Source organism: Streptomyces sp. NPDC003027 (assembly GCF_053591435.1).
Genome location: NZ_JBSFTU010000032.1, coordinates 25,945 through 47,679, shown reverse-complemented (window position 1 = coordinate 47,679; position 21,735 = coordinate 25,945). Strand labels below are relative to the sequence as shown.

Annotated in this window: 18 protein-coding genes and 1 pseudogene; 7 read left to right on the top strand and 12 right to left on the bottom strand. The window is 72.7% G+C overall.

Going from position 1 to position 21,735, the window contains the following annotated elements:
* Positions 1-193 precede the first annotated feature (193 nt).
* Positions 194-2,725: a SpoIIE family protein phosphatase gene (locus ACWDX6_RS22015; RefSeq protein ID WP_451486581.1), complete on the bottom strand. Its 2,532-nt coding sequence runs from the start codon at positions 2,723-2,725 to the stop codon at positions 194-196.
* Between the two features lie 243 nt (positions 2,726-2,968).
* On the opposite strand from ACWDX6_RS22015, the pseudogene ACWDX6_RS22010 reads away from it, so the two are divergent.
* Positions 2,969-3,502, top strand: a pseudogene (locus ACWDX6_RS22010) (LLM class F420-dependent oxidoreductase); the annotation flags it as partial.
* 21 nt (positions 3,503-3,523) lie between these two features.
* Here ACWDX6_RS22010 and ACWDX6_RS22005 read toward each other — a convergent pair.
* The 3 genes from ACWDX6_RS22005 to ACWDX6_RS21995 all read right to left on the bottom strand — a co-directional run bounded on the left by ACWDX6_RS22005 (position 3,524) and on the right by ACWDX6_RS21995 (position 7,574).
* A complete protein-coding gene (locus ACWDX6_RS22005) occupies positions 3,524-5,083 on the bottom strand; it encodes a hypothetical protein (protein WP_451486580.1) in 1,560 nt (519 codons plus the stop codon).
* Positions 5,083-6,300 carry an FAD-dependent monooxygenase gene (locus tag ACWDX6_RS22000; protein WP_451486579.1) on the bottom strand — a complete coding sequence of 406 codons (1,218 nt, stop codon included), beginning with the start codon at positions 6,298-6,300 and terminating at the stop codon, positions 5,083-5,085. Before ACWDX6_RS22000 ends, ACWDX6_RS22005 begins: the two co-directional genes overlap by 1 nt.
* A 506-nt stretch (positions 6,301-6,806) precedes the next feature.
* The gene (locus tag ACWDX6_RS21995) at positions 6,807-7,574 is read right to left on the bottom strand and encodes a restriction endonuclease (protein ID WP_451486578.1); all 768 of its coding nucleotides are present in this window, start codon (positions 7,572-7,574) and stop codon (positions 6,807-6,809) included.
* A 341-nt stretch (positions 7,575-7,915) separates the two neighbouring features.
* Between ACWDX6_RS21995 and ACWDX6_RS21990 the strand changes: the two genes are divergently transcribed.
* Positions 7,916-9,709, top strand: coding sequence for a hypothetical protein (locus tag ACWDX6_RS21990; protein ID WP_451486577.1), 1,794 nt, complete (start codon positions 7,916-7,918; stop codon positions 9,707-9,709).
* Positions 9,710-9,850: 141 nt separating this feature from the next.
* Here the strand turns inward: ACWDX6_RS21990 and ACWDX6_RS21985 are convergent, their stop codons facing one another.
* The 5 genes from ACWDX6_RS21985 to ACWDX6_RS21965 all read right to left on the bottom strand — a co-directional run bounded on the left by ACWDX6_RS21985 (position 9,851) and on the right by ACWDX6_RS21965 (position 13,654).
* Positions 9,851-10,345 carry a hypothetical protein gene (locus ACWDX6_RS21985; protein WP_451486576.1) on the bottom strand — a complete coding sequence of 165 codons (495 nt, stop codon included), beginning with the start codon at positions 10,343-10,345 and terminating at the stop codon, positions 9,851-9,853.
* A gap of 99 nt (positions 10,346-10,444) precedes the next feature.
* Positions 10,445-11,017: a GNAT family N-acetyltransferase gene (locus ACWDX6_RS21980; RefSeq protein WP_451486575.1), complete on the bottom strand. Its 573-nt coding sequence runs from the start codon at positions 11,015-11,017 to the stop codon at positions 10,445-10,447.
* A 297-nt stretch (positions 11,018-11,314) separates the two neighbouring features.
* Complete coding sequence (locus tag ACWDX6_RS21975) at positions 11,315-11,761, bottom strand: hypothetical protein (RefSeq protein ID WP_451486574.1); 447 nt, start codon at positions 11,759-11,761, stop codon at positions 11,315-11,317.
* A gap of 198 nt (positions 11,762-11,959) precedes the next feature.
* Positions 11,960-12,379, bottom strand: a complete 420-nt coding sequence (locus tag ACWDX6_RS21970) for an ATP-binding protein (protein WP_451486573.1) — start codon at positions 12,377-12,379, stop codon at positions 11,960-11,962.
* 165 nt (positions 12,380-12,544) lie between these two features.
* A complete protein-coding gene (locus ACWDX6_RS21965; RefSeq protein ID WP_451486572.1) occupies positions 12,545-13,654 on the bottom strand; it encodes an AI-2E family transporter in 1,110 nt (369 codons plus the stop codon).
* A gap of 121 nt (positions 13,655-13,775) precedes the next feature.
* Here ACWDX6_RS21965 and ACWDX6_RS21960 point away from each other — a divergent pair, with 121 nt between their 5' ends.
* A complete protein-coding gene (locus ACWDX6_RS21960; protein ID WP_451486571.1) occupies positions 13,776-14,480 on the top strand; it encodes a formylglycine-generating enzyme family protein in 705 nt (234 codons plus the stop codon).
* Between the two features lie 50 nt (positions 14,481-14,530).
* Here the strand turns inward: ACWDX6_RS21960 and ACWDX6_RS21955 are convergent, their stop codons facing one another.
* Positions 14,531-14,884, bottom strand: coding sequence for a PRC-barrel domain-containing protein (locus tag ACWDX6_RS21955; RefSeq protein WP_403294219.1), 354 nt, complete (start codon positions 14,882-14,884; stop codon positions 14,531-14,533).
* 171 nt (positions 14,885-15,055) lie between these two features.
* Here ACWDX6_RS21955 and ACWDX6_RS21950 point away from each other — a divergent pair, with 171 nt between their 5' ends.
* From ACWDX6_RS21950 to ACWDX6_RS21940, 3 genes are all read left to right on the top strand, one after another.
* Entirely contained in the window at positions 15,056-16,579 is a 1,524-nt protein-coding gene (locus ACWDX6_RS21950; RefSeq protein WP_451486570.1) for an MFS transporter, read from the top strand.
* A gap of 48 nt (positions 16,580-16,627) precedes the next feature.
* Positions 16,628-17,611 carry a GlxA family transcriptional regulator gene (locus ACWDX6_RS21945; protein ID WP_451486569.1) on the top strand — a complete coding sequence of 328 codons (984 nt, stop codon included), beginning with the start codon at positions 16,628-16,630 and terminating at the stop codon, positions 17,609-17,611.
* A gap of 116 nt (positions 17,612-17,727) precedes the next feature.
* Positions 17,728-18,330, top strand: a complete 603-nt coding sequence (locus tag ACWDX6_RS21940) for an isochorismatase family protein (protein ID WP_451486568.1) — start codon at positions 17,728-17,730, stop codon at positions 18,328-18,330.
* On the opposite strand, the gene ACWDX6_RS21935 is transcribed toward ACWDX6_RS21940, so the two are convergent.
* Entirely contained in the window at positions 18,211-19,308 is a 1,098-nt protein-coding gene (locus ACWDX6_RS21935) for a GlxA family transcriptional regulator (RefSeq protein WP_451486567.1), read from the bottom strand. The genes ACWDX6_RS21940 and ACWDX6_RS21935 overlap by 120 nt on opposite strands.
* A 97-nt stretch (positions 19,309-19,405) precedes the next feature.
* Here ACWDX6_RS21935 and ACWDX6_RS21930 point away from each other — a divergent pair, with 97 nt between their 5' ends.
* The gene (locus ACWDX6_RS21930; protein WP_451486566.1) at positions 19,406-20,467 is read left to right on the top strand and encodes a saccharopine dehydrogenase family protein; all 1,062 of its coding nucleotides are present in this window, start codon (positions 19,406-19,408) and stop codon (positions 20,465-20,467) included.
* A 9-nt stretch (positions 20,468-20,476) separates the two neighbouring features.
* Here the strand turns inward: ACWDX6_RS21930 and ACWDX6_RS21925 are convergent, their stop codons facing one another.
* A complete protein-coding gene (locus ACWDX6_RS21925; protein ID WP_451486565.1) occupies positions 20,477-21,556 on the bottom strand; it encodes a YihY/virulence factor BrkB family protein in 1,080 nt (359 codons plus the stop codon).
* Positions 21,557-21,735 lie beyond the last annotated feature (179 nt).

The following is a 21,735-nucleotide window of genomic DNA, read 5'->3' as shown; positions in this document are numbered from 1 at the left end:
GCAGCTCCAGCAGCGTTCGCGGTGGCGCGGGAGGCGCTTCTGCAACAGTTGGTGCCGGGTGAGGTACCGGGTGGCCAGGACGGTCGAGGCTGTGCTCGACAACGTCTGACCGGCCGAGGTCCCGACCGGGCCCGTGAGGAGCCGCCGGGGTCCGACGCGGCCGGAGACTCAGGCACCCTCCTTGCGCCGGGGCTCAGGGGGTGAGCGGCTGCTCGGCCCAGATCGTCTTGCCCGTCGAGGTGTACCGGGTGCCCCACTGCTGCGTCATCTGGGCGACGAGGAACAGGCCCCGGCCGCCCTCGTCCTCGTTGCCGGCGCGCCGTAGATGGGGGGAGGTGTGGCCGGTGTCGGAGACCTCGCAGATCAGGGCGCGGTCGCGGATGAGCCGGAGCTGGATGGGGCCGGAGGCGTAGCGGATGGCGTTGGTGACGAGCTCGCTGACGACCAGTTCGGTGGTGAAGGAGAGGTCGCCGTCCAGTCCCCACGCATCGACCTGCCGGGTGGCGAGCGCGCGGGCCCGGCCCACCACTTCGAGGTCGTCGGACAACTCCCAGGCGGCCACCTCGTGGCTGTCGAGAGTCCGGGTGCGTACGAGGAGGAGTGCGGCGTCGTCGTCCACCGGGCCGGGCAGCAGCTTGGCGACGACACGGTCGCACAGGTCGTCCAGAGGGTGGCGGTGGTCGGCGAGGATGCCGTGCAGCGCGTCGAGTTCGGCGTCGCGGTCCCGGCCGCGGCCCTGGACCAGACCATCGGTGAACAGGGCGATGACGCTCCCTTCGGGGAGGGTGAACTCACTGCTCTCGAACGGCAGACCGCCGAGGCCCAGCGGCGGTCCGGCGGGCAGGTCCGGGTGGGTGACCGCCCCCGTGGCGGGGTCGACGACGGAGGGCAGCGGATGGCCGGCGCGGGCCATGCTGCATCGCCCCGTCACCGGGTCGTACACGGCGTAGAGGCAGGTGACGCCGAGTGCCGCGTCGTCGGTCCCGGCCTGGACCGTGGCCTGCTCGTGGGCGTCCTGGGTGATGAGCTCATCGAGGCGGGAGAGAAGTTCGTCGGGCGGGAGGTCGAGCCGGGCGAGCGCGCGGACGCTCGTCCGCAGCCGGCCCATGGTGGCGGCGGCGCGCACACCGTGGCCGACGACGTCGCCGACGACCAGGCCGACGCGCGTACCGGACAGGGCGATCACGTCGTACCAGTCACCGCCGACTCCGGCGCTGCTGTCCGCCGGCAGGTAGCGGTGCGCGACGTCGACACCGGTGAGCCGTGGCAGGTTCCGGGGCAGCAGGCTGCGCTGGAGGGTGAGTGCGGCGGCGTGCTCGCGGGTGAAACGGCGCGCGTTGTCGATGCTGACGGCGGCCCGGGCCGCCAGCTCCTCGGCCACGAGCAGGTCATCGGAGTCGAACGGGTCGGGGTGGTTGTCGCGGCAGAAGGTGACGACCCCGAGCGGGGCGGCACCGGCGCGCAGCGGCACGGCGACCCGCGCGTGCGCGCCGCCCGCGTCGCGTGTCCCGCGTTCCCGTACGGAGCGGCCACCGGCCAGGCAGCGGGCCTCGATCGAATCCGGCGCGTGGTCGACCATCCGGGTGTAGGTGCTCCGTACGGTGGGCCCGCCCGAGACCGCGAGGCCGGCCGCGTCGGGAGCGGCGCCCGGGTCCGTGGGCACGCCCGGGTCCGCACGACCGGCCGCGTCCGGAGCGCCGGCCGGGTCCGCGCGGGTGGGCCGGTTCGGGTCGGTGTCCGCCGCCGCCCGGTCGGGCGGTCGTTCCCAGACCCGTACGAAACGCCTGGCGGTGGCCGTCCCGGGGGTCGGCTGCTCGCCCTCCAGGACGACGTCGATGAGGTCGACCGTGATGCTGTCGGCGAACCGGGGGACCGCCACAGCGGCGAGTTCCTGCGCCGTCCGTGTCATGTCCAGGGACGTGCCGACCCGGCCGCCGGCCTGTACGAGGAGGTCGAGGCGCTGTTGGGCGAGGTAGCGGTCGGTGATGTCGACCGTCTCCTCGCACACGCCCAGGACACTGCCGTTCGCGTCCTGGAGCCGGTAGTAGGAGCAGGACCAGACGTGGTCGTGCTCGGGGTCGGCGGGCGGTCGGCCGCTGTAGTGCAGCTCGATCACGGGTTCGCCGGTGGTGAGCACCTGGCGCATGGCCTCTTCCAGGGTGGCCGGGTAGCCGTCGGAGAGGATCTCACCGTCGGAGACCATCTCGTCGGGGCCGAGGCCCGCGTACTGCGTGGCCCCCATCTCGTCGTAGAGCGCGCGGTTGGTCCAGACGACCCGCAGCTCGGTGTCGTAGATGGCGAGGCCGACCGGCGACTGGGTGGCCAGGCCCCGGAGCATGGACTGGAGGGCCTCCCACCGCTCCGTCTCGTCGGCGTCCGCCAGGAACAGCAGCCGGGCGGGGCCGGTCCCCGTGTGGGACAGCGGAAGGGACGCGGTCGCGACGCGGATGACGTGGCCGTCCCGGTGCCCCATGTGGAGCACGTGATGCCAGGCCTCGGCCGCGCCGGGCATGGGCGTGGCGGCCCGGTGGGGGTCGGCGCGGTCCACGACGAACGTGGCGATGGGGCGGCCCACCGCCTCGTGCGCGGGGTACCCGAGCAGCGCGTAGGCCGCCGGGCCCCATCCGACGACCGTACCGTCGGCGTCCAGGACGGCAGTCGCCGCATTCGTCACGTCGAGAGGACCGCGGAAGTCGGCGTCCTCGGCCGCGTACACCGCGCTCATGGCACCTGCCTTCTTACGTAACCTCATGGTCGGTCGGCGCTACCCGCAGCACAAGCGCGCTCGGCCCGGATGGGTTGTCCCCTGCCCCTGGCCCGGCCTCGGCCCGCCCTCGGGCGCCCGTGACGGGCCGCGGGGGCCGGGGGTACCTCTGCGCGGACGAAAGCGGTGTCTCCGTGTCGAGGAGAGGAACGACACGTGCAGATCGGATACAAGCTCGCCGCCGAGGCGTTCCGCCCGGCGGGGTATCTGCGGTTGGAGGACGCCCGGGTCTTCGACCTCCCGGAGGAGCTGCCCCTGATCGCGGTGGCCGCGAGCGGCGGGCCGTCATCGCGTATCGCCGCCGAGCTGGGCGACGGCCTGTTCGCCACCGAGGACAAGGCGGAGATCGTCCGCCACTACCGTGAGGCCGGCGGTGAGGGGCCGGGCTATGTCGAGGTCCCCATGGCGTGGGCGCCCGACGAGCGTACGGCGGCGAAGGCCGTACGGGAGACGTCCCGCTGGGCGGTCACGGGGTGGAAGGTCATGAGGGAGCTGCCCAACCCGGTCGATTTCGAGGCGGCGACCACGACCGTGCGCGAGGAGGACATCCTCGAGAAGTTCGCCTGCGGCAACGACCTGGCGCGGTACACCGAGGTGGCGCAGCGCTTCGTCGACGCGGGCTTCGACCGGCTGGTCATGCAGAACGCCGGCCCGGACCCGGACGGCTTCATCGACTTCTTCCAGCGTGAGCTGAACGAGCCCATGAGACGACTGAGGCCGGCCGGCGACGCCGCCTGAACGTCTCATCGCGGGCGGGCGTCAGCTCCTCGGGGGCGTCGACGCCTTGGCGCACAGGTACGGACGCGCGAGCAGCAGGCCCGTGCCGGTCGTGGCGATGCCGAAGTAGACCGGCGCGAGGTGGAGGAAGTCGGTGTAATGGATCGCGCCGTGCACGACGACGGCCGGCAGGAAGCCGGCGGCCGCCGCCGCGGCGAGGCTCCAGAACACCCACGTCTCGCCCCGCCGCCATCCCCACGCGCTGAGCAGCGTGATGGCCACCGCGGCGGCCATCAGGGCACCGCCGAATCCCGCCCGGTCGTGGGCGACGAACGGCACGAGCCGGGGATTGACGGCTTCCAGCAGCTGCGTACTGGTGCCCAGGAAGACCAGGTCGGCCGGTACGAAGACACCGGTCAGACCGACCACCGAGATCACCGCTCCGCCGACGAAGAGCCCCGCACCGGTGACGATCAGCAGCAGCTGGCCGACCAGCGCCCGTCGGCGCTCCGGTTCGGGACCCTCCGCGGCCAGGCGCCACCGCGGCGCGTGCGGGGTCCGGCGGACCCCGGCCAGGAACATCGGGAACAGCACGAGGGCGGTGGCCGTGTGCAGGGGTTCCACGAACCCGGTGGCCAGGAAGTAGAACAGGGTGGGGAAGCCGATCGCCCCCGAGAGCAGGTACACCTCGCGGGCCCAGGGCCAGCCGCGTCTGATCCCGCCCACGGCGAGGCCGGTGTAGAGGGCGCCGATCGCCACCATCGTGCCGGCCATGGTGATCCGGTCGTGCTGGAGGAAGTGCACGAGGTGGTGGTTGGCGGCATGCAGTTCGTCCAGCGTCATGCCGAGGTAGTCGCGGTCGTACCAGAGCAGCACCGGCCCGAGCGTGATGGCCGCGGCGCCGAGTCCGGCGCCCGTCATCCCGAGCCCGACGATCAGCGCCCACCACCAGGGGGGCCAGCGGCGCGGATCGCGGCCGACGTCGCGCAGCACCGGGCCGACGTCCCGTAGCGCCGGAGCGGGCGCGGTGGGCGTGGCCGCCTCGGTGACCCGTGCGAACCAGCCGGGGCCGGCCGCCACGAGGACCTCTGGCCGGGCGAGCACGACGGCGCCCGGCTCGTCGAGGGCGGCGGCCGCGGCGGTGACCGACGGGTCGGACACCCGGCGGATGCGCGGATCGTCGCCCCTGGTGAAGCCGTCGACGTGGGGGGCGAGGGCGGCCTCGGTCTGCGGGTCGCGGGCGTGGACGACCATCGGGATCGAGCGGCCGGCGGCTGCTTCGCGGACGGTCTCCACGTCGGCCGCCGAGACGGGTGACACCTCGACGACACCGGCGCCGAGCGGGGGCATGGCGCGTATCGCCTCGCGGGCGAGCGAGGGCGGGACGGATATGCCGAGGCGGACGGAGACGGGTGCGCCGGCGACCTCGCCGGCGAGCGGCTTCGGCGGATGGCGGTGGCCGAAGCCCCGGGAGATCAGCCGTGCGCCGGCCGGGCGGGACCCGATCGAGGCCAGCAGGCGCAGTGCGGTGCGCTGCGAACAGCGCGGGCCGAGGACGGCGGCGGCCGGGCCTCGCAGCGGGTGGTAGGTCCAGTCCGGCATCAGTGGCTCTCGTTCTCCGTCTTCTGCGTCGCGGTCACTCCGTCACCCGGCCCGGCCGGTCCCACGTCACGGGGCGGGGTCCAGCCGAGCACCGGCGTCATGGCGCGCAGGGTCACCCACGTGGGTGTCAGCCGGGCCGCCGTGTCGCGCAGCAGCACCGCGGGCGGCCACGCCAGCTGGCCGACCGCGCCGAGCCGTGCGGAGCGGCGGGTGACGGCCTGGGTTCGCGGGCGGCGCAGCAGGTCGTACGAGCGGAGCGCGGCGGCCACGTCGGGGGCGGCGTCGAGGCAGTGGGCGAGGGTGACCGCGTCCTCCAGGGCCTGGCAGGCGCCCTGGCCCAGGTTGGGTGTCATGGCGTGGGCGGCGTCGCCCAGCAGGGCGGCCCGGCCGCGGGCGAAGGAGGGCAGCGGCGGCAGGTCGTACAGGTCGTGCCGGAGGACCGCGTCCGGGGGGACGGCCGCCAGCAGGGCGGGGACGGGGTCCGGCCAGGCGCCGAACCGGCGTAGCAGTCCGGCGTGCTCGCGGGGGCCGGACGCCGCTCCGGTAGGCGGCAGCGACGCGGTCGCGAAGCAGTACATCCGCCCGCCGGGCAGCGCCGTGTAGCCGAATCTCTCCCCTCGGCCCCAGATCGCCGCGCCCTCGGAGGGCGGCTCGGCGAGGGGCTCGGTGACCATGCGCCAGGCGGTGTAGCCGGCGTACCGGGGGCCGGCGGCGTCGGGCCACAGGGAGCGGCGGACCGCACTGCGCAGACCGTCGGCGCCGACCACGAGGTCGGGCCGGGACTCGCCGCCGCGGTGCTCGACGACCAGGTCGCGCCCGTCGTCGCGGACCTCGGTCACTTCGCTGCCCGACCGCAGGCTGTCGGCGGGCAGCGCCTCGGTGAGCGCCCGCAGCAGGTCCGCGCGGTGCAGGACCAGCAGGGGGTGGCCGAAGCGGCGGGTCAGCTCCGTGTTGTCCGCGCGGGAGAGCCGGCGGCCCCGCCGGTCGCGTACGCCGCCGCCGGGCTCGACGGCGCCGAGCGCGCGCACGGCGTCGGCGAGACCGAGCACGTCGAGCGCGTGCAGCGCGTTCGGCCAGAGGGAGATGCCGGCGCCGACCTCGGTGAACTCCGGGGCCCGTTCCAGCACCTCGACGCGCCAGCCGCGGCGGTGCAGGGCGATGGCCGTCGCGAGACCGCCGATCCCGCCGCCGACGATGGTCGCGGCGCGCTGCGGCATGGGTCCTCGCTCTGGTCTCGGGGGCGCCGCCCCGGTGAAGTGGCGGCCGGCCGGTGAAGTGGCGGCCGGTCCGGTGCCCGAGCGGCATGTGTCGCGGCGCAGGCCAGGCTGAGCAGCGCCTTATAGCAACATCTCGACAGACACCTGTCAACGTGCCGACGGTGCACGGGCGGCCCGCGGCAGCGGCGGGATCAGACGGGCGTCTCGGGTGCGTGGCGATGGCCGGGGGCGGGCGGGCCGAGCACCGGCCCGGGTGCGTGGCGATGGCCGGGGGCGGGCGCGCCGGCCCGGACGGTGGGGGACGGCTCCGGTCACCGACCGCGGATCGCGGCGTCCACGGCCCGTGTCACCGCCTCTCCGGCCTCCTGGAGTCCGCTGGGGCGAGCCCACTCCACGGGCCGTTCCGAGGGCGGATGGCGCAGGCGCCGCTGCCGCTCGGGGGTGAAGGACGCGCGGCGAGGCGCCGGTTGAGCGTGCGCTCCCGGACGTCGTGGGTGGGCACCGTTCTATGCCGGTCCTCCGGGGTCCAAGGCGGGTGCGGCCTCCCAGGGTGCCGGGCCGGTCCCCTCCGTCCAGGCGACGAGGGCCCCGTGGTCGAAGCACCGGATTCCGCACTGTTCCGCGTACTCCGTCGCCGGCTGAGTGAACTCCCCCGTGGTGACGACGGCGGCGACGGCCGCGTCGTGCACGGCGAAGCAGGTGCCGCCGAATCTCTGCACGTCCTGGGAGCCGACCTTGTTGACCGGGCCGTAGCGTTTGCACTGTATGACCAGGTGTCGCCCGTCGGGCGTGGTGGCTGTGACGTCGGCCCCGAGGTCGCCCGCGCCCCCGACGACCTGGACGTCGAGACAGCCGTCGCGGGCGCACAGCGCGGCGACAGCCTGCTCGAAACCGTCAGGGTCCATGGCCAGGTAGTCGTCCGCCCCGAAGCGGGAAGGCGCCGCTTCGGCCTCGGTGGCCAAGTCGCCCCCGAGCAGGCCCGCATGGGCTGTCGTCCCCTCTCGTTGAGGGGGGATGTCGGCCCATGTCCCCGGAGTGCGGCGTGCCCTGCGGCGCTTGCGGACGCTTCTCAGGGACACCGCCAGAAGGGCGACCGCCGCCACCGTGACCGCCGCCTGACCGGGATGGCGTTCGGCCGTCCTGACCATCACCTTCAGCAGAAGTCCCACGGCACACAGGGCTATCGCCATCAGGCCGAAGAAGAGGAGAAGCTGCCGGATGCTGAACGCCTGCCTCTGGTGTGCGCGGCCAGCGCGCTTGCGGGGGGCGGTCATGGGCGGAGCCCTCCGACGACGGCGAGGATGTCAAGATCGTTCATAGGACTCCTCTGCCCGGGCATCCTGAGTTCAACAGCTCTACTCGTCGCGCGCGTACGGCAGTTCACGTACGGGACGGCGCCGGCCGGAGCCGAGTGCGCGGGGCGAGGACCCGGGGGAGGGACCGCCGCTCGCGCGCGGCGGCCGGGGCGGGCCGATGTCCTCGCAGCGGCGGTGGGACGGTCGTGCGGGCCGGTCACCGGATGGGTGACGTGCGCCGGTAAGGTCCCCCTGACGTCACACCAGTGACCGCAGTCACCACCCTGGGGGGTACCCGCATGTCCACGCCGAAGTCTTCCTTGAGCCGCAGATCGGCGCTCGCCGCGCTGACCGGCGCGGCGGTCGGCGGTTCGCTGCCGCTCGCGCCGTCCGCCTTCGCCGCCACGCCTGCCGTCGCCGCGGAGACCACGGCGGCAGAGACCACGGCGGCGGTCGCCGGGCCCACGGCGCCCGGTGGCCGGCTTCCCATGGCGGCCGACCCGTGCGACCCGTGGCACTTCGCCGCCCACCCGGCCGGGGCGCTGACCACCCGTACGATCCCCGGCACTCCCCCGCTGCTGGAGGTGTCCGACACCCAGGGGGTGCTCGCCACCCTCACCACCGGCGCCACGACGGTCGGGCTGCGCGGACCGAAGCGCTGGTTCACCGAGCAGAAGAAACCATTCGCCGACGCCTTCACCCGGACCTTGCCCGCCGGCCAGAACGGCTGGGGCTCCTCCCCCGGCGGCGGCAAGTGGTCCACGTACAACGGCCCGGACACGAACTACTTCCTGGAGAGCGGCCGCGCGGTCATCCGGCTCGACGTCAGCGAGGCGGGTACCAGCCGCCACGCCCTGCTCCCCGACAAGAACGTCGGGGACGTCGGCGCCGCCGCCCGCTTCTCCTTCGACAAGGTTCCGACCGGTGCGGCCGCCTCGCTCGCCCTGACCTTCGCGGTCAAGGACACGAGCAACCACTACCGGGCGCGGCTGATCGTCACCCCCGCCGGAGACGTACAGCTTCTCGTCGAGAAGGCGCTGGACAACAGCGTGACCGTCCTCGGTGCTGCCGTCACGGTCGGCACCGGCTTCGCGGCGTTCGACCACTGGTGGGTGAAGGTCGAGAAGACCGGAACCCTCCTGCGCGCCCGCGCCTGGCGGCACGGCACGACCGAGCCCACGGATACGTGGCACCACAGCCTGAGCGATCCCGAGAAGGACCCGGCCAAGGTCTTCACCACGGGCACCTTCGGAGTCCGCGCGTACGCCTCCCCCGGCAGCACCACGACGCTGGAGGCCCGGGTCTACGACTTCGACGTGGAGTCGGCGGTGTGGGCCGATCCGCCGGTCATCTGCCACGACACCTGGGTACGGGTGCTGCCGACGCCCTTCGACGGCACCTGGACGCCCGCGCTGGAGCAGCGGATCCGCGCCTGGGCGGGCGACACCTCCCCCGACGCGCTCGCGTACGCCTCCATGTACCGGCCCTTCGCCCCGGCGGTGACCGACCCCGCGCTCCAGGGCGCGACCGTGGTCGGCGAGTCCGAGTACAGCAAGCCGGACGCGGCCGGTCTGCGGTACATCGGCGCCGACTTCCACGAGTACATGGGGCTCGACTGGACCTTCACCGCGAGCGGCGAGCGCAAGAGCGCGGAGCCCGCCTTCAAGGGGTGTCTGGACTGCTCCGGCTTCGTCCGGATGGTCTACGGGCACCATCTGGGCATCCCGATGGTCGCCTACGAGAACTTCGACGGCCGCAACCTGCCCCGCACCTCGCGGCACCAGTCCGCCAGCGGCCCCGGCGTGGTGGTGGCCAAGGGCACGACCGCGGCGCCCTCGCTTACCGGGCTGCGGATCGGCGACGTCGTCTACTTCGACGCGACCGCCTCCGACCCGGCGGACCCCGAGACCGAGGCGGGCGTCATCGACCACACCGGCATCTATGTCGGGCGGGACCAGCACGGCGGCCTGCGTTTCGTCTCCAGCCGCAAGACGCCGAACGGGCCGACCCTGGCGGACCTCGGAGGCAAGTCGATCCTCAACGGCAGGAAGTCGACCGCGGAGCAGAAGGGCGATCTGTACACGGACTCGCTGCGCGTGATCCGCAGGTTCTGAACCGGAGCCGCCGGCACGCTCGGCCCGCCGGCCGGGGGCGGAGGGGCGGTCGGTCCCTCCGTACCCGCCGGGAGCTGTCCTCGGCGACCAGCCTGGTGCGGTCGGGCCGCCGGTCCGGGCCGCGCGTACGGGCTGTGAGCGTCAGGACGCCGTGCGGAACACGTCGGTCACGTTGCAGGTGATCGGCCTCTCGACCTGCGTCAGGCTCCGCGCCCTCTCGTTGAAGACCTGACCGGGGGCGAGATGGTCGGCGGAGGCGTTGGCCTCGGCGACACGCTCCCCGGACGGCGCGACGAACTCGACGCTGATCAGGTAGTCGCTGGCCTTGCCGCTGCGGTTGGTGATGACGAGGTCGGCGTGCGGCCACTTGGTGGTGGCGTCGACTTCACAGGCTCTGATCCGCACGTCGCCTGCCGGGCCTCCCGGACCGTCGCGGTCAGGATCGTCCACCGTGGCCAGCAGGGCGACGGCCGCGAGGCCGACGAGGACGGCAAGGCCGACGAGAACCAGCGTGACGATCAGGCACGTCCTGGACCTCCTCGGCGGCTGGGGCGGCGGAGCCCAGCCGCCCCAGCCGCCTGGAGGCGGCGGCCGGTCTCCCCACCGCGGAGGCTGTCGTCCTGACGCCTCACCCATGGCACTCACCTCTGTCCGGGCGGTCTGCTTCCAGCGTGCCGCCGCGTTCGGATTCGAGCACGCCGAGGGCGCCGATCCCACTGGGCTGAGTGTGAGCTGTCAGCGCAGGTCGAGTCGCATCAGGACCCGGGGGTGACCGGCCAGCACGGACGTGGTGTCGGCGGCGTAGGTGAACCCGGCGCGTTCGAAGTTCTTGCGGATCCCGGCGTACGCCATCGTCAGGTCGACCCGGGCGTCACCGTTGTCGAGGGGGTACGCCTCGACGGCCGGTGCGCCTTGGGTGCGGGCGAAGTCGACCGCGCCGGCGATCAGGGCGTGGGAAATCCCCTTCTTGCGGTGGCCGGGGCGTACGCGGATGCACCACAGCGACCAGACCGGTAGATCGTCGATGTGCGGGATCTTGCGGTTGCGCGCGAACGAGGTGTCCGCGCGCGGTGCCACAGCGGCCCAGCCGACCGGCTCGTCGCCGTCGTAGGCGATCACTCCGGGAGGCGGGCCCGTACGGCACAGCTCGGCGACGTACGCGCCGCGGGCCGGCCCGCGCAGCTCATTGTTGAGCTTGGAGGGGATCCGGTAGCTCAGGCACCAGCAGACATTGGCCCCGGGGGACTTAGGGCCGAGCAGGGTACGGACGTCCTCGAAGACCGAAGCCGGGCGAACCTCGACGGTCATGGCACCACGATGTCACGACATACGGACGACGCGCACCGCGTCGAGCGCGTCCCACGCCGGTGAGCGAGCCGTCGGTGGTCTTCCGGCCGCCGCGGTGATCGGTGGGCGCGTCCGCAGGCGCCCCAGCTCGGCCGACGTGCGGAGCTGGGGCTCTCCTCGTGTGCCCCGGGTCTTCCGAAGTAATCCGACGGATCGAGGCGACGACACGGGAGGACGGTCGGGATCGTTCGCCCGGCGCGTCCGTTCAAGTGGGCGGCACCGGCTGAGGGCTCGGCGGACAATTTCGGGGGCACGGCGTCAGCGACCGTAGGTGTCGCGGCACAGACCGGTGACGCCGGGATGGACGACCCCGTCGGACTGTCGGCAGAGATCCCTCATGTCGTACGTCGAGCGTGGCGCGGCGGGGATGCGCGCGGGCCGCCGTTTCCGCTTCTCGGCCTGCTCGCTCCCCGCCTGTTTCCGCCGGTCCGGCCCGGCGGTGCGCTTCGGCGTCTTCGGTGACGTCCGTGGAGTGGAACGCCCGTTGTTGGGCGGCGCGGGTTCGGCGGAGGCGAGTTCCTCGCGGAAGGGTCCCGGTGTCGGCGACGACGGGGTCTCGACGACCGGCTGGGGGGCGGGCACGCCCGCGGGGCGGAGTCCCGGAGACTGGCGGTCCGGCGGCCGGGGAGCGGTGCCGTCGACCGACGTACACGCCGTGAGGGTGCCTGCCAGGAGGAGGGGGGCCAGGAGTCGGCGGAGGCGCACGTCAGGCCTCCGGCCGAGGACGGGCGAGAGCGCTGTCGGACGACTTGGCCGGGGAGCGGCAAGCTCCCGGATCCGGATGCGCCGCGATCCTCTTCGGATAGGGGCCGGGGCGGGTGTGCTCGTTCTTTCGCATGACCTGACGAACGACCGGACGCACGCCGGGGCACTGCCCCGTCGGGAACACCCGGCCGGCCGGGGTCAGTCGGAGGAATCGTCCCGCTGCGCCGTGGCCGGGCGGAAGCAGGCGGACACCATCTTGCCGTGCCGCTGGCACCTCATCCCCCAGTCGTCGGCGAGGGCCTGCACGATGCCCACGCCCCGGCCGGAGACCTCGTCGGCATCCGGGTCGCGGGGGCGGGGCAGGGTCGAATCGTCGTCGTGGACGCTCACGTGGAGGCAGTCGCCGTCCCAGGTGAGCACCAGGTGCGCGTCACTGTTCGCGTGCACATGGGCGTTGGTGAGCAGCTCGGACACCGTCAGGACGACGGCGTCCACGGTCTCGGGCTCCTCGGCGGCCCACGGCAGCGCCGCCAGGTGCCCCCGTGTCCAGTGCCGTCCTGCCCGCACGCCCCCGGACACGGGGAACGAGTGCGCCCAACCCATCGCCTTGACCGCCACTGTCCACACTCCCTTGCGGCTTGTCGCCGCTCTCCATGTCGGTATCACCGGGAGTGTCGGATACCCGGCATTCCTCCGGACAGGCGTCCCGGGTACGGGCGGTGTCCCGAGAAGGGCCGGTGCTGCGACCCGGCGCAGGCCCCTCCCGGCCGGCAGGGGCGTCGGCTACGCGGTGACGCCGGCGGGCGACTCGTCCGGCTCCGGCTCCCTGGGCGGCTCGCTGAGCTGTTCGCGCAGATGGTTCCAGACCACGGCGACCAGCGCGGCCACCGGCACCGCGAGGAGGCTGCCGACGATGCCGGCCAGGCTGCCGCCCAGCGTCACGGCCAGCAGGACGACCGCCGCGTGGAGGCCGAGACCGCGGCTCTGGATCATGGGCTGGAAGACGTTGCCCTCCAACTGCTGCACCACGACGATGATCGCGAGCACGATCAGCGCGTCCGTCAGGCCGTTCGACACCAGCGCGATGAGTACCGCGACCAGGCCGGCGAACAGGGCGCCGACGATCGGTACGAACGCCGACACGAAGGTGAGTACGGCCAGCGGAAGGACCAGTGGTACGCCGAGGATCCAGAGTCCGAGGCCGATGAAGACGGCGTCGAGCAGGCCGACGACGGCCTGCGAGCGTACGAACGCGCCCAGGGTGTCCCAACCGCGCGCGGCGACGACCGGGACGTCGGTGGCGAGCCGGCCGGGAAGCTGACGGGTGAGCCAGGGCAGGAACCGCGGGCCGTCCTTGAGGAAGAAGAACATCAGGAAGAGCGCCAGGACGGCGGTGATCACGCCGTTGAACACGGTGCCCACGCCGGAGACGACAGCGGTGACCACGCTGCCGACGCTGTCCTGGACGCGGGCGATCGCGGCGTCGAACGCGCCGCTGATCTGGTCGTCGCCGATGTTCAGCGGCGGCCCGGCGGCCCACTCGCGTAGCTTCTGGATCCCCTCCACCACACCGTCGGCCAGCTCCCCCGACTGGGCGGCCGTCGGCACCGCGATCAGGGCCACGATGCCCGTGGCGACGAGCAGGAACAGCACCGTCACCACCGACGCGGCCAGGGCGGGGGGCCACCCGCGGGCGCGCAGGAAGCGCGCCACGGGCCAGGTCAGCGTCGTGAGGAACAGGCCGACTATGAGCGGCCAGACGACCGACCACATCCGGCCCAGGAGCCACACGGCCACCGCGGCCATCACCAGGACGACCATCAACTCGATGGACACTCGCGCCGCTGTCCGGAGCGCACGGGCGGCTTTCGTCGAACTCAACATGGCAGACATGGAGGTCACCCTATGGACACTCCCGTCCCATGGCGGAATCGCCGCTGTCCCACCTGTCGGTGCGCGCCCGGGACCCGCCCGGCGGGCGACCGGCGGTGGGGCGCGGGTAGGGTCGCCGACCATGGGCACGCGCACCGGTAGAGAGATGATCGCCGTACCGCCGGGGCAGGTCGCCCTGACGGACCGTCGGACGCGACGTACGTGGACGGTCGAGGTCGCGCCCTGCCGACTCGGCGCTTTCCCGGTCACGCAGCATCTGTACGGAGAGGTCACCGGCCTGTGGCCGGCCGCCGCCCGAGGGGACCGGCTGCCCGTCGAAAACGTCTCCTGGTGGGACGCGGTCCGGTTCTGCAACGCCCTGTCGGAACGCGAAGGGCTCACCCCGGCCTATCGCCTCGGCGGCGGCCCCGGCGCCGATGGAGAGTCCGTCGAGTGGGACACGTCCGCGGACGGGTACCGGCTGCCGACCGAGGCCGAGTGGGAGCACGCCTGCCGCGCCGGTACCGACGGCCCGCGCTACGGGCCGCTCGACGAGATCGCCTGGTACCGCGACAACGCGGGGGAACGCGTGCGCGAGGTGGGCGGGAAGCGCCCCAACTCATGGGGTTTCCACGACATGCTCGGCAATGTCTGGGACTGGTGCTGGGACCTCTACGATCCCGAGGTCTACGGCACCTACCGGGTGCTGCGCGGAGGAGGCTGGTTCGACGAGCACTGGAGCTGCCGGGCCTCCGCGCGACGCCGCAGTCATCCGACGTTCCAGGTCGACGACGTCGGGTTCCGTCTCGCGCGTTCCTCGGGGCGCCCCGCGCCGCCCCCGGAGTGACGGCCTCCGGAAGGCGGCGGAGGAGCCCCGCCAGGTGAGCGGACAGCCCGTCAGAAGAACCCGCCGGTGCGGTAGTACGCGCCGATCTCCTCCCGGCGCTGCACCTCGGCGAGGTGCTTGTCCGACTGGAACTCCGGCGCGCCCTTGATCTGCTCCTTGGTGAGACCCACGTGGACCGCCTTCTCCTCGAGGTCGACGCGGGTCACCGTGCTCGCGGGGAGCAGTACCTCCTTGCCGAAGATCCACGTTCCGGTGTCCACCACCAGGAAGGCGTTGCCGACTTCGTCGGAGTGCTTGTCGACCTTGCCGATCCGGCCGTCCGTCGCCTCCACCTTCCACCCGGTCAGATCCGTCCCCGGAAGGTGGCCCGAAGACGGCCCGTAGCTCCACACGTGCTCGGTCATGCGCACATCACTCCTCGTCCGAAAGTGAGAGCGCACCGCGTTGCGGCGGCACGCTGTCGGCGTCCGCAATCCCGTGCCCGGGAAACTCCGCCGCACACCCGTCATCCGAGTGGGCATGGGCTGCCCGTTCCAGGGCATACGGGGTGCGCTCGCTCAACGGAGAGGTAACCCATGGCAGCGGAATCGTCGGCGGCCTCCGTGCCCGCCTCCACCGGCACCGTCACCACCGCCGTTCCGGCCCGTCTGGACCGGCTGCCGTGGTCACGGTGGCACTGGATGATCGTGATCGGTCTCGGCACGGTCTGGATCCTGGACGGACTGGAAGTCACGATCGTCGGCAACGTCGCCGGACGTCTCGCCGAGGAAGGCAGCGGCCTGGCCATCAGCTCGGCGCAGGTCACCGGAGTCGCCGCCGCCCTGTACGTGGCGGGCGCCTGCTGCGGCGCCCTCTTCTTCGGCAGGCTGACCGACCGGTACGGGCGCAAACGCCTGTTCATGGTCACGCTGGCGGTCTATCTGGCCGCCACGGCGCTGACCGCGCTGTCGTTCGAGTCCTGGTGGTTCTTCCTCTTCCGGTTCCTGACCGGCTTCGGTATCGGGGGCGAGTACGCCGCCATCAACTCCGCGATCGACGAACTGATCCCGTCCCGGTACCGCGGGCGGGTCGACCTCATCATCAACGGCAGTTACTGGCTGGGCGCGATCGGCGGGGCCCTGCTGTCCATCGTCATGCTGGACACCGACATCTTCGCCAAGGACGTCGGCTGGCGGCTCAGCTTCGCTCTCGGCGTGGTGCTCGGCCTGGTGATCCTGCTGGTCCGCCGGCACGTTCCGGAGAGCCCCCGGTGGCAGTTCATCCACGGATACGGCGAGGACGCCGAGAAGCTCGTGTCGTCCGTCGAACGGGAGATCGAGCGGGAGAAGGGTGAGCCGCTGCCGCCGCCGGCCCGTGAGATCACCATCCACCAGCGCAAGAGCATCGGTTTCGGCCTCATCGCCAAGACTGTCTTCGGCCGCTACCCGCGTCGCGCGGTCCTCGGTCTGTCGCTCTTCATCGGCCAGGCGTTCCTCTACAACGCCATCACCTTCGGCTTCGGCGCCATTCTGACCACGTTCTTCGACGTGCCGACCGGTCACACCGGCTACTACTTCGCGGTCATCGCCGCGGGCAACTTCATCGGCCCGCTGCTGCTCGGCGCGCTCTTCGACACCGTCGGCCGCCGGATCATGATCTCGGGCACGTACCTGCTCTCGGGTCTGCTGTTGTTTGGCACCGCGTGGCTCTTCGACCGGGGCTCGCTGACGGCCACGACGCTGACGGCCTGCTGGTGCGTGGTGCTGTTCTTCGCGTCGGCGGGCGCGTCGAGCGCGTATCTGACGGTCTCCGAGGTCTTCCCCATGGAGACCCGCGCCATGGCCATCGCCTTCTTCTACGCGCTCGGCACGGCCGCCGGCGGTATCAGCGGCCCGCTCATCTTCGCCGACCTCACCGCGTCCGGCGTGGTCGGCGAGACGGTCCTCGCCTTCCAGATCGGCGCGGCACTGATGTGCGCGGCGGGAGTCGTGGCCGCCTTCCTGGCGGTGAACGCGGAACAGCGCTCGCTGGAGGACATCGCCGAGCCGCTGTCGGTGGCACGGGAGAGCGCGGCTCCGACGGCCGCGACGACAGCGGCGACGGGCCATGGCCGGATCTGACAGACAGCCGTCATTGCGGCCACGCCACGCCACCGTGACGATGGACGCATGTCCACTCCCCACCGCGTCGTCATCGCGGTCTTCCCCGATGTCGATCTCCTCGATGTCACCGGTCCGGCCGAGGTGTTCGCCCTGGCCAACCGGGAGACCGGTGGCCGGGCCGCGTACACGGTCCGGCTGGCGGGCCCCGACACCGGCCCGGTGGTGACGTCGGCCGGAGTACGCCTGCTCGCGGACACGACCTTCGCCGAGGTGGGGGCCGCGGTGGACACACTGCTGGTTCCCGGCGCGGTGGACCTGCGCCCGGAAGGTCCGGTCGCCCGGGTCGACGACACCGTGGTGGAGTGGGTGAGGGCCACGGCGCCGTACGCGCGGCGGATCGCGTCCGTATGCGTGGGCGCGCATCTGCTCGCGGCGGCCGGGCTGCTCGACGGGCGGCGGGCGACCACCCACTGGTCGACCGCGGCCCAGCTCGCGGCCGACCATCCGCGGGTCCGGGTCGACGCCGACCCGATCTTCGTCCGCTCCGGCCGGGTGTGGACCGGGGCCGGCATCAGCACCTGTATGGACCTGGCGCTCGCGCTGGTGGCCGAGGACCACGGCGAGGACCTGGCCCTGGCCGTGGCCCGGCAGCTGGTGATGTACCTGAGGCGGCAGGGCGGGCAGAGTCAGTTCAGCGTGCCGCTGAGCCGGCCCGCGGCGGCCCGCCGGGACATCGACGAGCTACGGGTGTTCATCACCGAGCACCTCGACGGCGATCTGTCGGCGCCCGCGCTGGCGGAGCGCATGTGCCTGAGCGAGCGTCACTTCGCCCGGGTCTTCCGCCAGGAGACCGGCACCAGCCCCGGCGCGTATGTGGAGGCCGCCCGGGTCGAAGCCGCCCGCCGTCTGCTTGAGACCACCGATCAGCCGCTGGAGCGGATCGCGGCGACCAGCGGGCTGGGCTCGGTGGAGACGCTGCACCGGGCGTTCCGCAAGCAGATCAACACCACCCCGGCGTCCTACCGGCGCCGTTTCCGCACCACTTCCTGACTCCCGGCGTCCTACCGGCGCCGTTTCGGCACCACTTCCTGACCCCCGGCGCGCCGAGTCCGCCGCAACCGCGGTACTCCCGTGCCTACTGACGATCCGAAAGGTCCCTTTCATCCATGAATGCCTCCGCGTCCCTGCGTGATGTCATCGGTCTCGACACCACGCTCCCCCGCCTCGGCGAGACCACCCTGATCATGATCGATTTCCAGAACACCTACCGCACCGGTGTCATGGCCCTCGACGGCGTCGAGCCCGCCCTGGCCGCCGGGGCCCGGCTGCTCGCCGCCGCCCGCGCGGCCGGCACCCCGGTCGTCCACGTCGTCAACGACGGGGGCGAGGGCACCCCCTACGACATCCGCGCCGAGATCGGTGCCATCAGCCCCGAAGTGGCGCCCGCCGACGGCGAAACGGTCGTGGTCAAGCGGTTCCCCGACTCCTTCCACCGCACCGACCTGGAGAAGACGCTGCGCGAGCTCGGCGCCGGACCCGAGCTGGTTCTGGCCGGCTTCATGACCCACATGTGCGTCACCTTCACCGCGCAGGGCGCCTTCAACCTCGGCTACCGGCCCACCGTCGTGGCCGAAGCCACCGCCACCCGCTCACTGACCGCGCCCGACGGCAGCGCCGTGCCCGCCGCCCTCCTCCAGAAGGGAAGCCTGACCACCATCACGGACCTCTTCGGCACGGTGGCCCCGACCGTCGAGCACCTCACCGCCTGACCCGGCCGGCAAAGTGACGCCCTCGGCCCGCTGGTGGAACGTCAGCCGGTAGGCGGTGGGCGACATGCCGACGATCCGGGCGAAATGCGCTCGCAGGCTGGCCGGCCCACCGAAACCGCAGGTCGCCGCTATCCATCCGATCGGCCGGTCGCTCGTCTCCAGGAACTGCTGGGCCCGTCGCACCCGCTGCTGGAGCACCCAGCGCAGGGGCGACATCCCGAGGGCTTCGGCGAACCGGCGCTCGACGGTGCGCACGCTGACGTGGGCCCGGGCGGCCAGGTCGGCACCGGACAGGGGCAGGTGCAGGTGTTCCCCGGCCCATTCCAGCAGGCCGGCCAGCCAGTCGTCGCGAACCCCCGGTGAGACCGGGCGGTGGTACTGGGCCTGTCCACCGTCCCGGTGCGGCGGGGTGACCAGACGGCGGGCCAACTCGGCCGCCACCGCGGCCCCGTGGTCGACCCGTACCAGGTGCAGACAGGCGTCGATTCCGGCCACCGTGCCCGCGGAGGTGATCACGCCGGCGTCCTCGACGTAGAGCACCGACGGGTCGACCCGGACGGCGGGGTGGCGGCGGCTCAGTTCCTCCGCGTGCAGCCAGTGGGTGGTGGCCCGGCGGCCGTCCAGCACCCCGGCGGCGGCCAGGACGAAAGCGCCGGAACAGATGGACAGGATCCGCGTCCCGCGCCGGTACGCCTCCCGGACGACGTCCACCAACTCCGCGGGCGGCTCCTCGTGGACGTTCGTACAGGCCGGGACGATGAGTGTGTCCGTCGCCTCCGGGTCCCAGCCCGGGCCGTCCGAGGCGAGGGTGAATCCCGGGCTCAGCCGCACCGGCGCGCTCCCGACCGCGACCACCGAGAACTCGTACCACGGGTCGGCCAGGTGCGGCCGGTCCACGCCGAAGACCTGACACGGGACGGCTGCTTCGAAGATCGGCATGTCGTCGGTGACGGCCATGACGACGCGATGGGCGCGCATGACGCGAACCTAGCGCAGCCTGTCGCCGCGGAGGGTGGCCCCCCGGGCCGGCGCCCAGCAGGATCGGGGCGAGCCCCCGACGACTGGAGAATTCCTGATGACGTGGACGAACGACCGTCCCCACCCCGCGCGTACGAAGCCGGTGATCTCGGTGTTCGGTGCGTACGGGCACACAGCCCGGTTCGTGACGGCGGAGCTGCTGAAGCGCGGGTGGACGCCCGTGCTGTCCGGGCGGGACGCGACGAAGCTGGGGGCGGCCGCCGCCGGGATTCCCGGGGTGGAGACGAGGGTCGCCTCGGTCGACGTGCCGACCTCGCTCGACGACGCGATCGCCGGCGCGGCAGCGGTGATCAACTGCGCCGGGCCGTTCGGCGACACCGCGCCACCGCTGATCGAGGCCGCACTGCGCGCCGGGATCCACTACCTCGACGTCACGGGCGAGACATTGGTCGCGGCCGACACCTTCGACACCTACCGGAACGACCCCCGGGTGAAGGAGGCGGGCATCGTGGTGGCGCCGGCGATGGCGTTCTACGGCGCGTTGGGCGACCTTCTCGCCACGGCGGCGATGGGCGAGTGGGCCGCCGCCGACGAGGTCTCGGTCGCGGTGGCCCTGGACAGCTGGCACCCGACCCGGGGGACGCTGCTGGCCGGCCGGCGCCGGGCCGGGCGGCGGGTGGTCTTCTCGGACCACCGGCTGCGTGTCCTCGCCGGCGACGAGCCGCCGCCGCGGGGCACGTGGACCTTCGCCGAGCCGTTCGGGCCCCAGGACGTCGTGGGGCAGTTCTCCACCACCGATGTGGTCACCATCTCCCAGCACCTGGACACCGCGAGGATCGACGCGTTCCTGAACACCACCCCGCTGAAGGACCTCGGCGACCCGGAGGCCGAGGGCCCTCGGGCGGTCGACGCCGACGGCCGGTCGTCGCAGGTCTTCCTGGTCGAGGTCGTGGTCCGGCAGGGTTCGCAGGAGCGTCGGGCATCGGCCCGCGGCCGCGACATCTACGCCTTCACCGCGCCGATCGTGGTCGAGGCCGCCGAGCGGATCCTGACCGGCCGCGGCCGGGCCACCGGTGTCGTCACCGCCGGGGAGGTCTTCGATGCCGAGGACTTCCTGCGCGCCCTGCCCCTGGACCGACTGTCGCTGGGCAAGGGGTAGCCCGCCGCGTCAGGTGAGGCGCCGGCGGTCCTCGTCGGTCCATTTGGTGGTGTCGCGCGGTTCGACGTAGGGCTCCTCGTGCTCCGGGTGGCCGCCGAGGATGGCGCGCTCGCGGGAGAGTTCGGCGTCGAACTCGAGGCCCAGGAGGATGGCGAGGTTGGTGATCCAGAGCCACACCAGGAAGATGATCACTCCGGCGAGGGTGCCGTAGGTCTTGTTGTAGGAGCCGAAGTTCGCCACATAGAACGCGAAACCGGCCGAGGCGAGCAGCCAGATCACCACGGCGAGGGCGCTGCCGGGAGTGACCCAGGTGAAGCCGCGGCCCTTTGCGTTGGGCGCGGCCCAGTAGAGCAGCGCGACCATCAGCACGACCAGGACGACGAGCACGGGCCACTTCGCGATGGACCAGACGGTCATCGCCGTGTCGCCGACGCCGAGGGCCGTCCCGATCTGCCGGGCGATGCCACCGGAGAGGACGACGATCAGCGCGCTCGCGCAGGCCATGACCATCAGGGCCACGGTCACGCCGATCCGTACCGGCAGCACCTTCCACGCCGGCCGGCCCTCGGGGAGGTCGTAGACGGCGTTGGAGGAGCGGATGAACGCGGCCACGTACCCGGAGGCCGACCACAGCGCCACCAGCAGGCCGACGACCGCCAGGACGGAGCCGATGCCGGCGCTGCCCTGGAGCTGGTTCACCGCGTTGGTGATGACGTCCCGTGCGGCGCCCGGCGCGAGCTGCTGGAGGTTGTCGAGCACCTTCCGCGTGGTGTCCCGGCCGGCGATGCCCAGGAGGGACACCAGCACCAGCAGGGCCGGGAAGAGGGCCAGGACCCCGTAGTAGGTCAGGGCGGCGGCCCGGTCGGTGAGCTCGTCGTCCTTGAACTCCTTGAGCGTCCGGCGCAGGACCTGACCGAAGGATTTCCCCGACAGCTCGGTCGGCCTGTCGGGGGCCTCGCGCTCCACGTCCCGACCGGGTCCGGGTTCCTCGCTCCCACCGGTGGCCGGCCGGGGTCCGTCGTCACCCTCACGTCGTGGCTCAAAACGGTTCATATCCACCGTATGACCCGCGCGGCCGAGGGAAAACATCGGGGAGGCCGGAGCGGCGGGGCGGCCCGCCCCGCCGCCTGCCGACCGGCACGGCGGCGGAGAGACCCCCGCCGCCGCGCGCGTCATCTCGCTCCGGCCGCCTTCCGTCCCGCACACTGTCAGGGCGCGCCGGCCCCCGAGCCGAGCCGCGCATACGTGACGGGAGGCAGACCCTGTTC

Coding starts and splice junctions, on each gene's coding strand:
- ACWDX6_RS22000 (WP_451486579.1), bottom strand. CDS start 6,300: ATGCCGCAGCGCGCCGCGACCATCGTCGGCGGCGGGATCGGCGGTCTC.
- ACWDX6_RS21965 (WP_451486572.1), bottom strand. CDS start 13,654: ATGTCTGCCATGTTGAGTTCGACGAAAGCCGCCCGTGCGCTCCGGACA.
- ACWDX6_RS21995 (WP_451486578.1), bottom strand. CDS start 7,574: ATGACCGCCCCCCGCAAGCGCGCTGGCCGCGCACACCAGAGGCAGGCG.
- ACWDX6_RS22005 (WP_451486580.1), bottom strand. CDS start 5,083: ATGCCGGACTGGACCTACCACCCGCTGCGAGGCCCGGCCGCCGCCGTC.
- ACWDX6_RS21930 (WP_451486566.1), top strand. CDS start 19,406: ATGACGTGGACGAACGACCGTCCCCACCCCGCGCGTACGAAGCCGGTG.
- ACWDX6_RS21935 (WP_451486567.1), bottom strand. CDS start 19,308: ATGCGCGCCCATCGCGTCGTCATGGCCGTCACCGACGACATGCCGATC.
- ACWDX6_RS22015 (WP_451486581.1), bottom strand. CDS start 2,725: ATGAGCGCGGTGTACGCGGCCGAGGACGCCGACTTCCGCGGTCCTCTC.
- ACWDX6_RS21925 (WP_451486565.1), bottom strand. CDS start 21,556: ATGTTTTCCCTCGGCCGCGCGGGTCATACGGTGGATATGAACCGTTTT.
- ACWDX6_RS21985 (WP_451486576.1), bottom strand. CDS start 10,345: ATGGGTGAGGCGTCAGGACGACAGCCTCCGCGGTGGGGAGACCGGCCG.
- ACWDX6_RS21945 (WP_451486569.1), top strand. CDS start 16,628: ATGTCCACTCCCCACCGCGTCGTCATCGCGGTCTTCCCCGATGTCGAT.
- ACWDX6_RS21960 (WP_451486571.1), top strand. CDS start 13,776: ATGGGCACGCGCACCGGTAGAGAGATGATCGCCGTACCGCCGGGGCAG.
- ACWDX6_RS21955 (WP_403294219.1), bottom strand. CDS start 14,884: ATGACCGAGCACGTGTGGAGCTACGGGCCGTCTTCGGGCCACCTTCCG.
- ACWDX6_RS21940 (WP_451486568.1), top strand. CDS start 17,728: ATGAATGCCTCCGCGTCCCTGCGTGATGTCATCGGTCTCGACACCACG.
- ACWDX6_RS21950 (WP_451486570.1), top strand. CDS start 15,056: ATGGCAGCGGAATCGTCGGCGGCCTCCGTGCCCGCCTCCACCGGCACC.
- ACWDX6_RS21980 (WP_451486575.1), bottom strand. CDS start 11,017: ATGACCGTCGAGGTTCGCCCGGCTTCGGTCTTCGAGGACGTCCGTACC.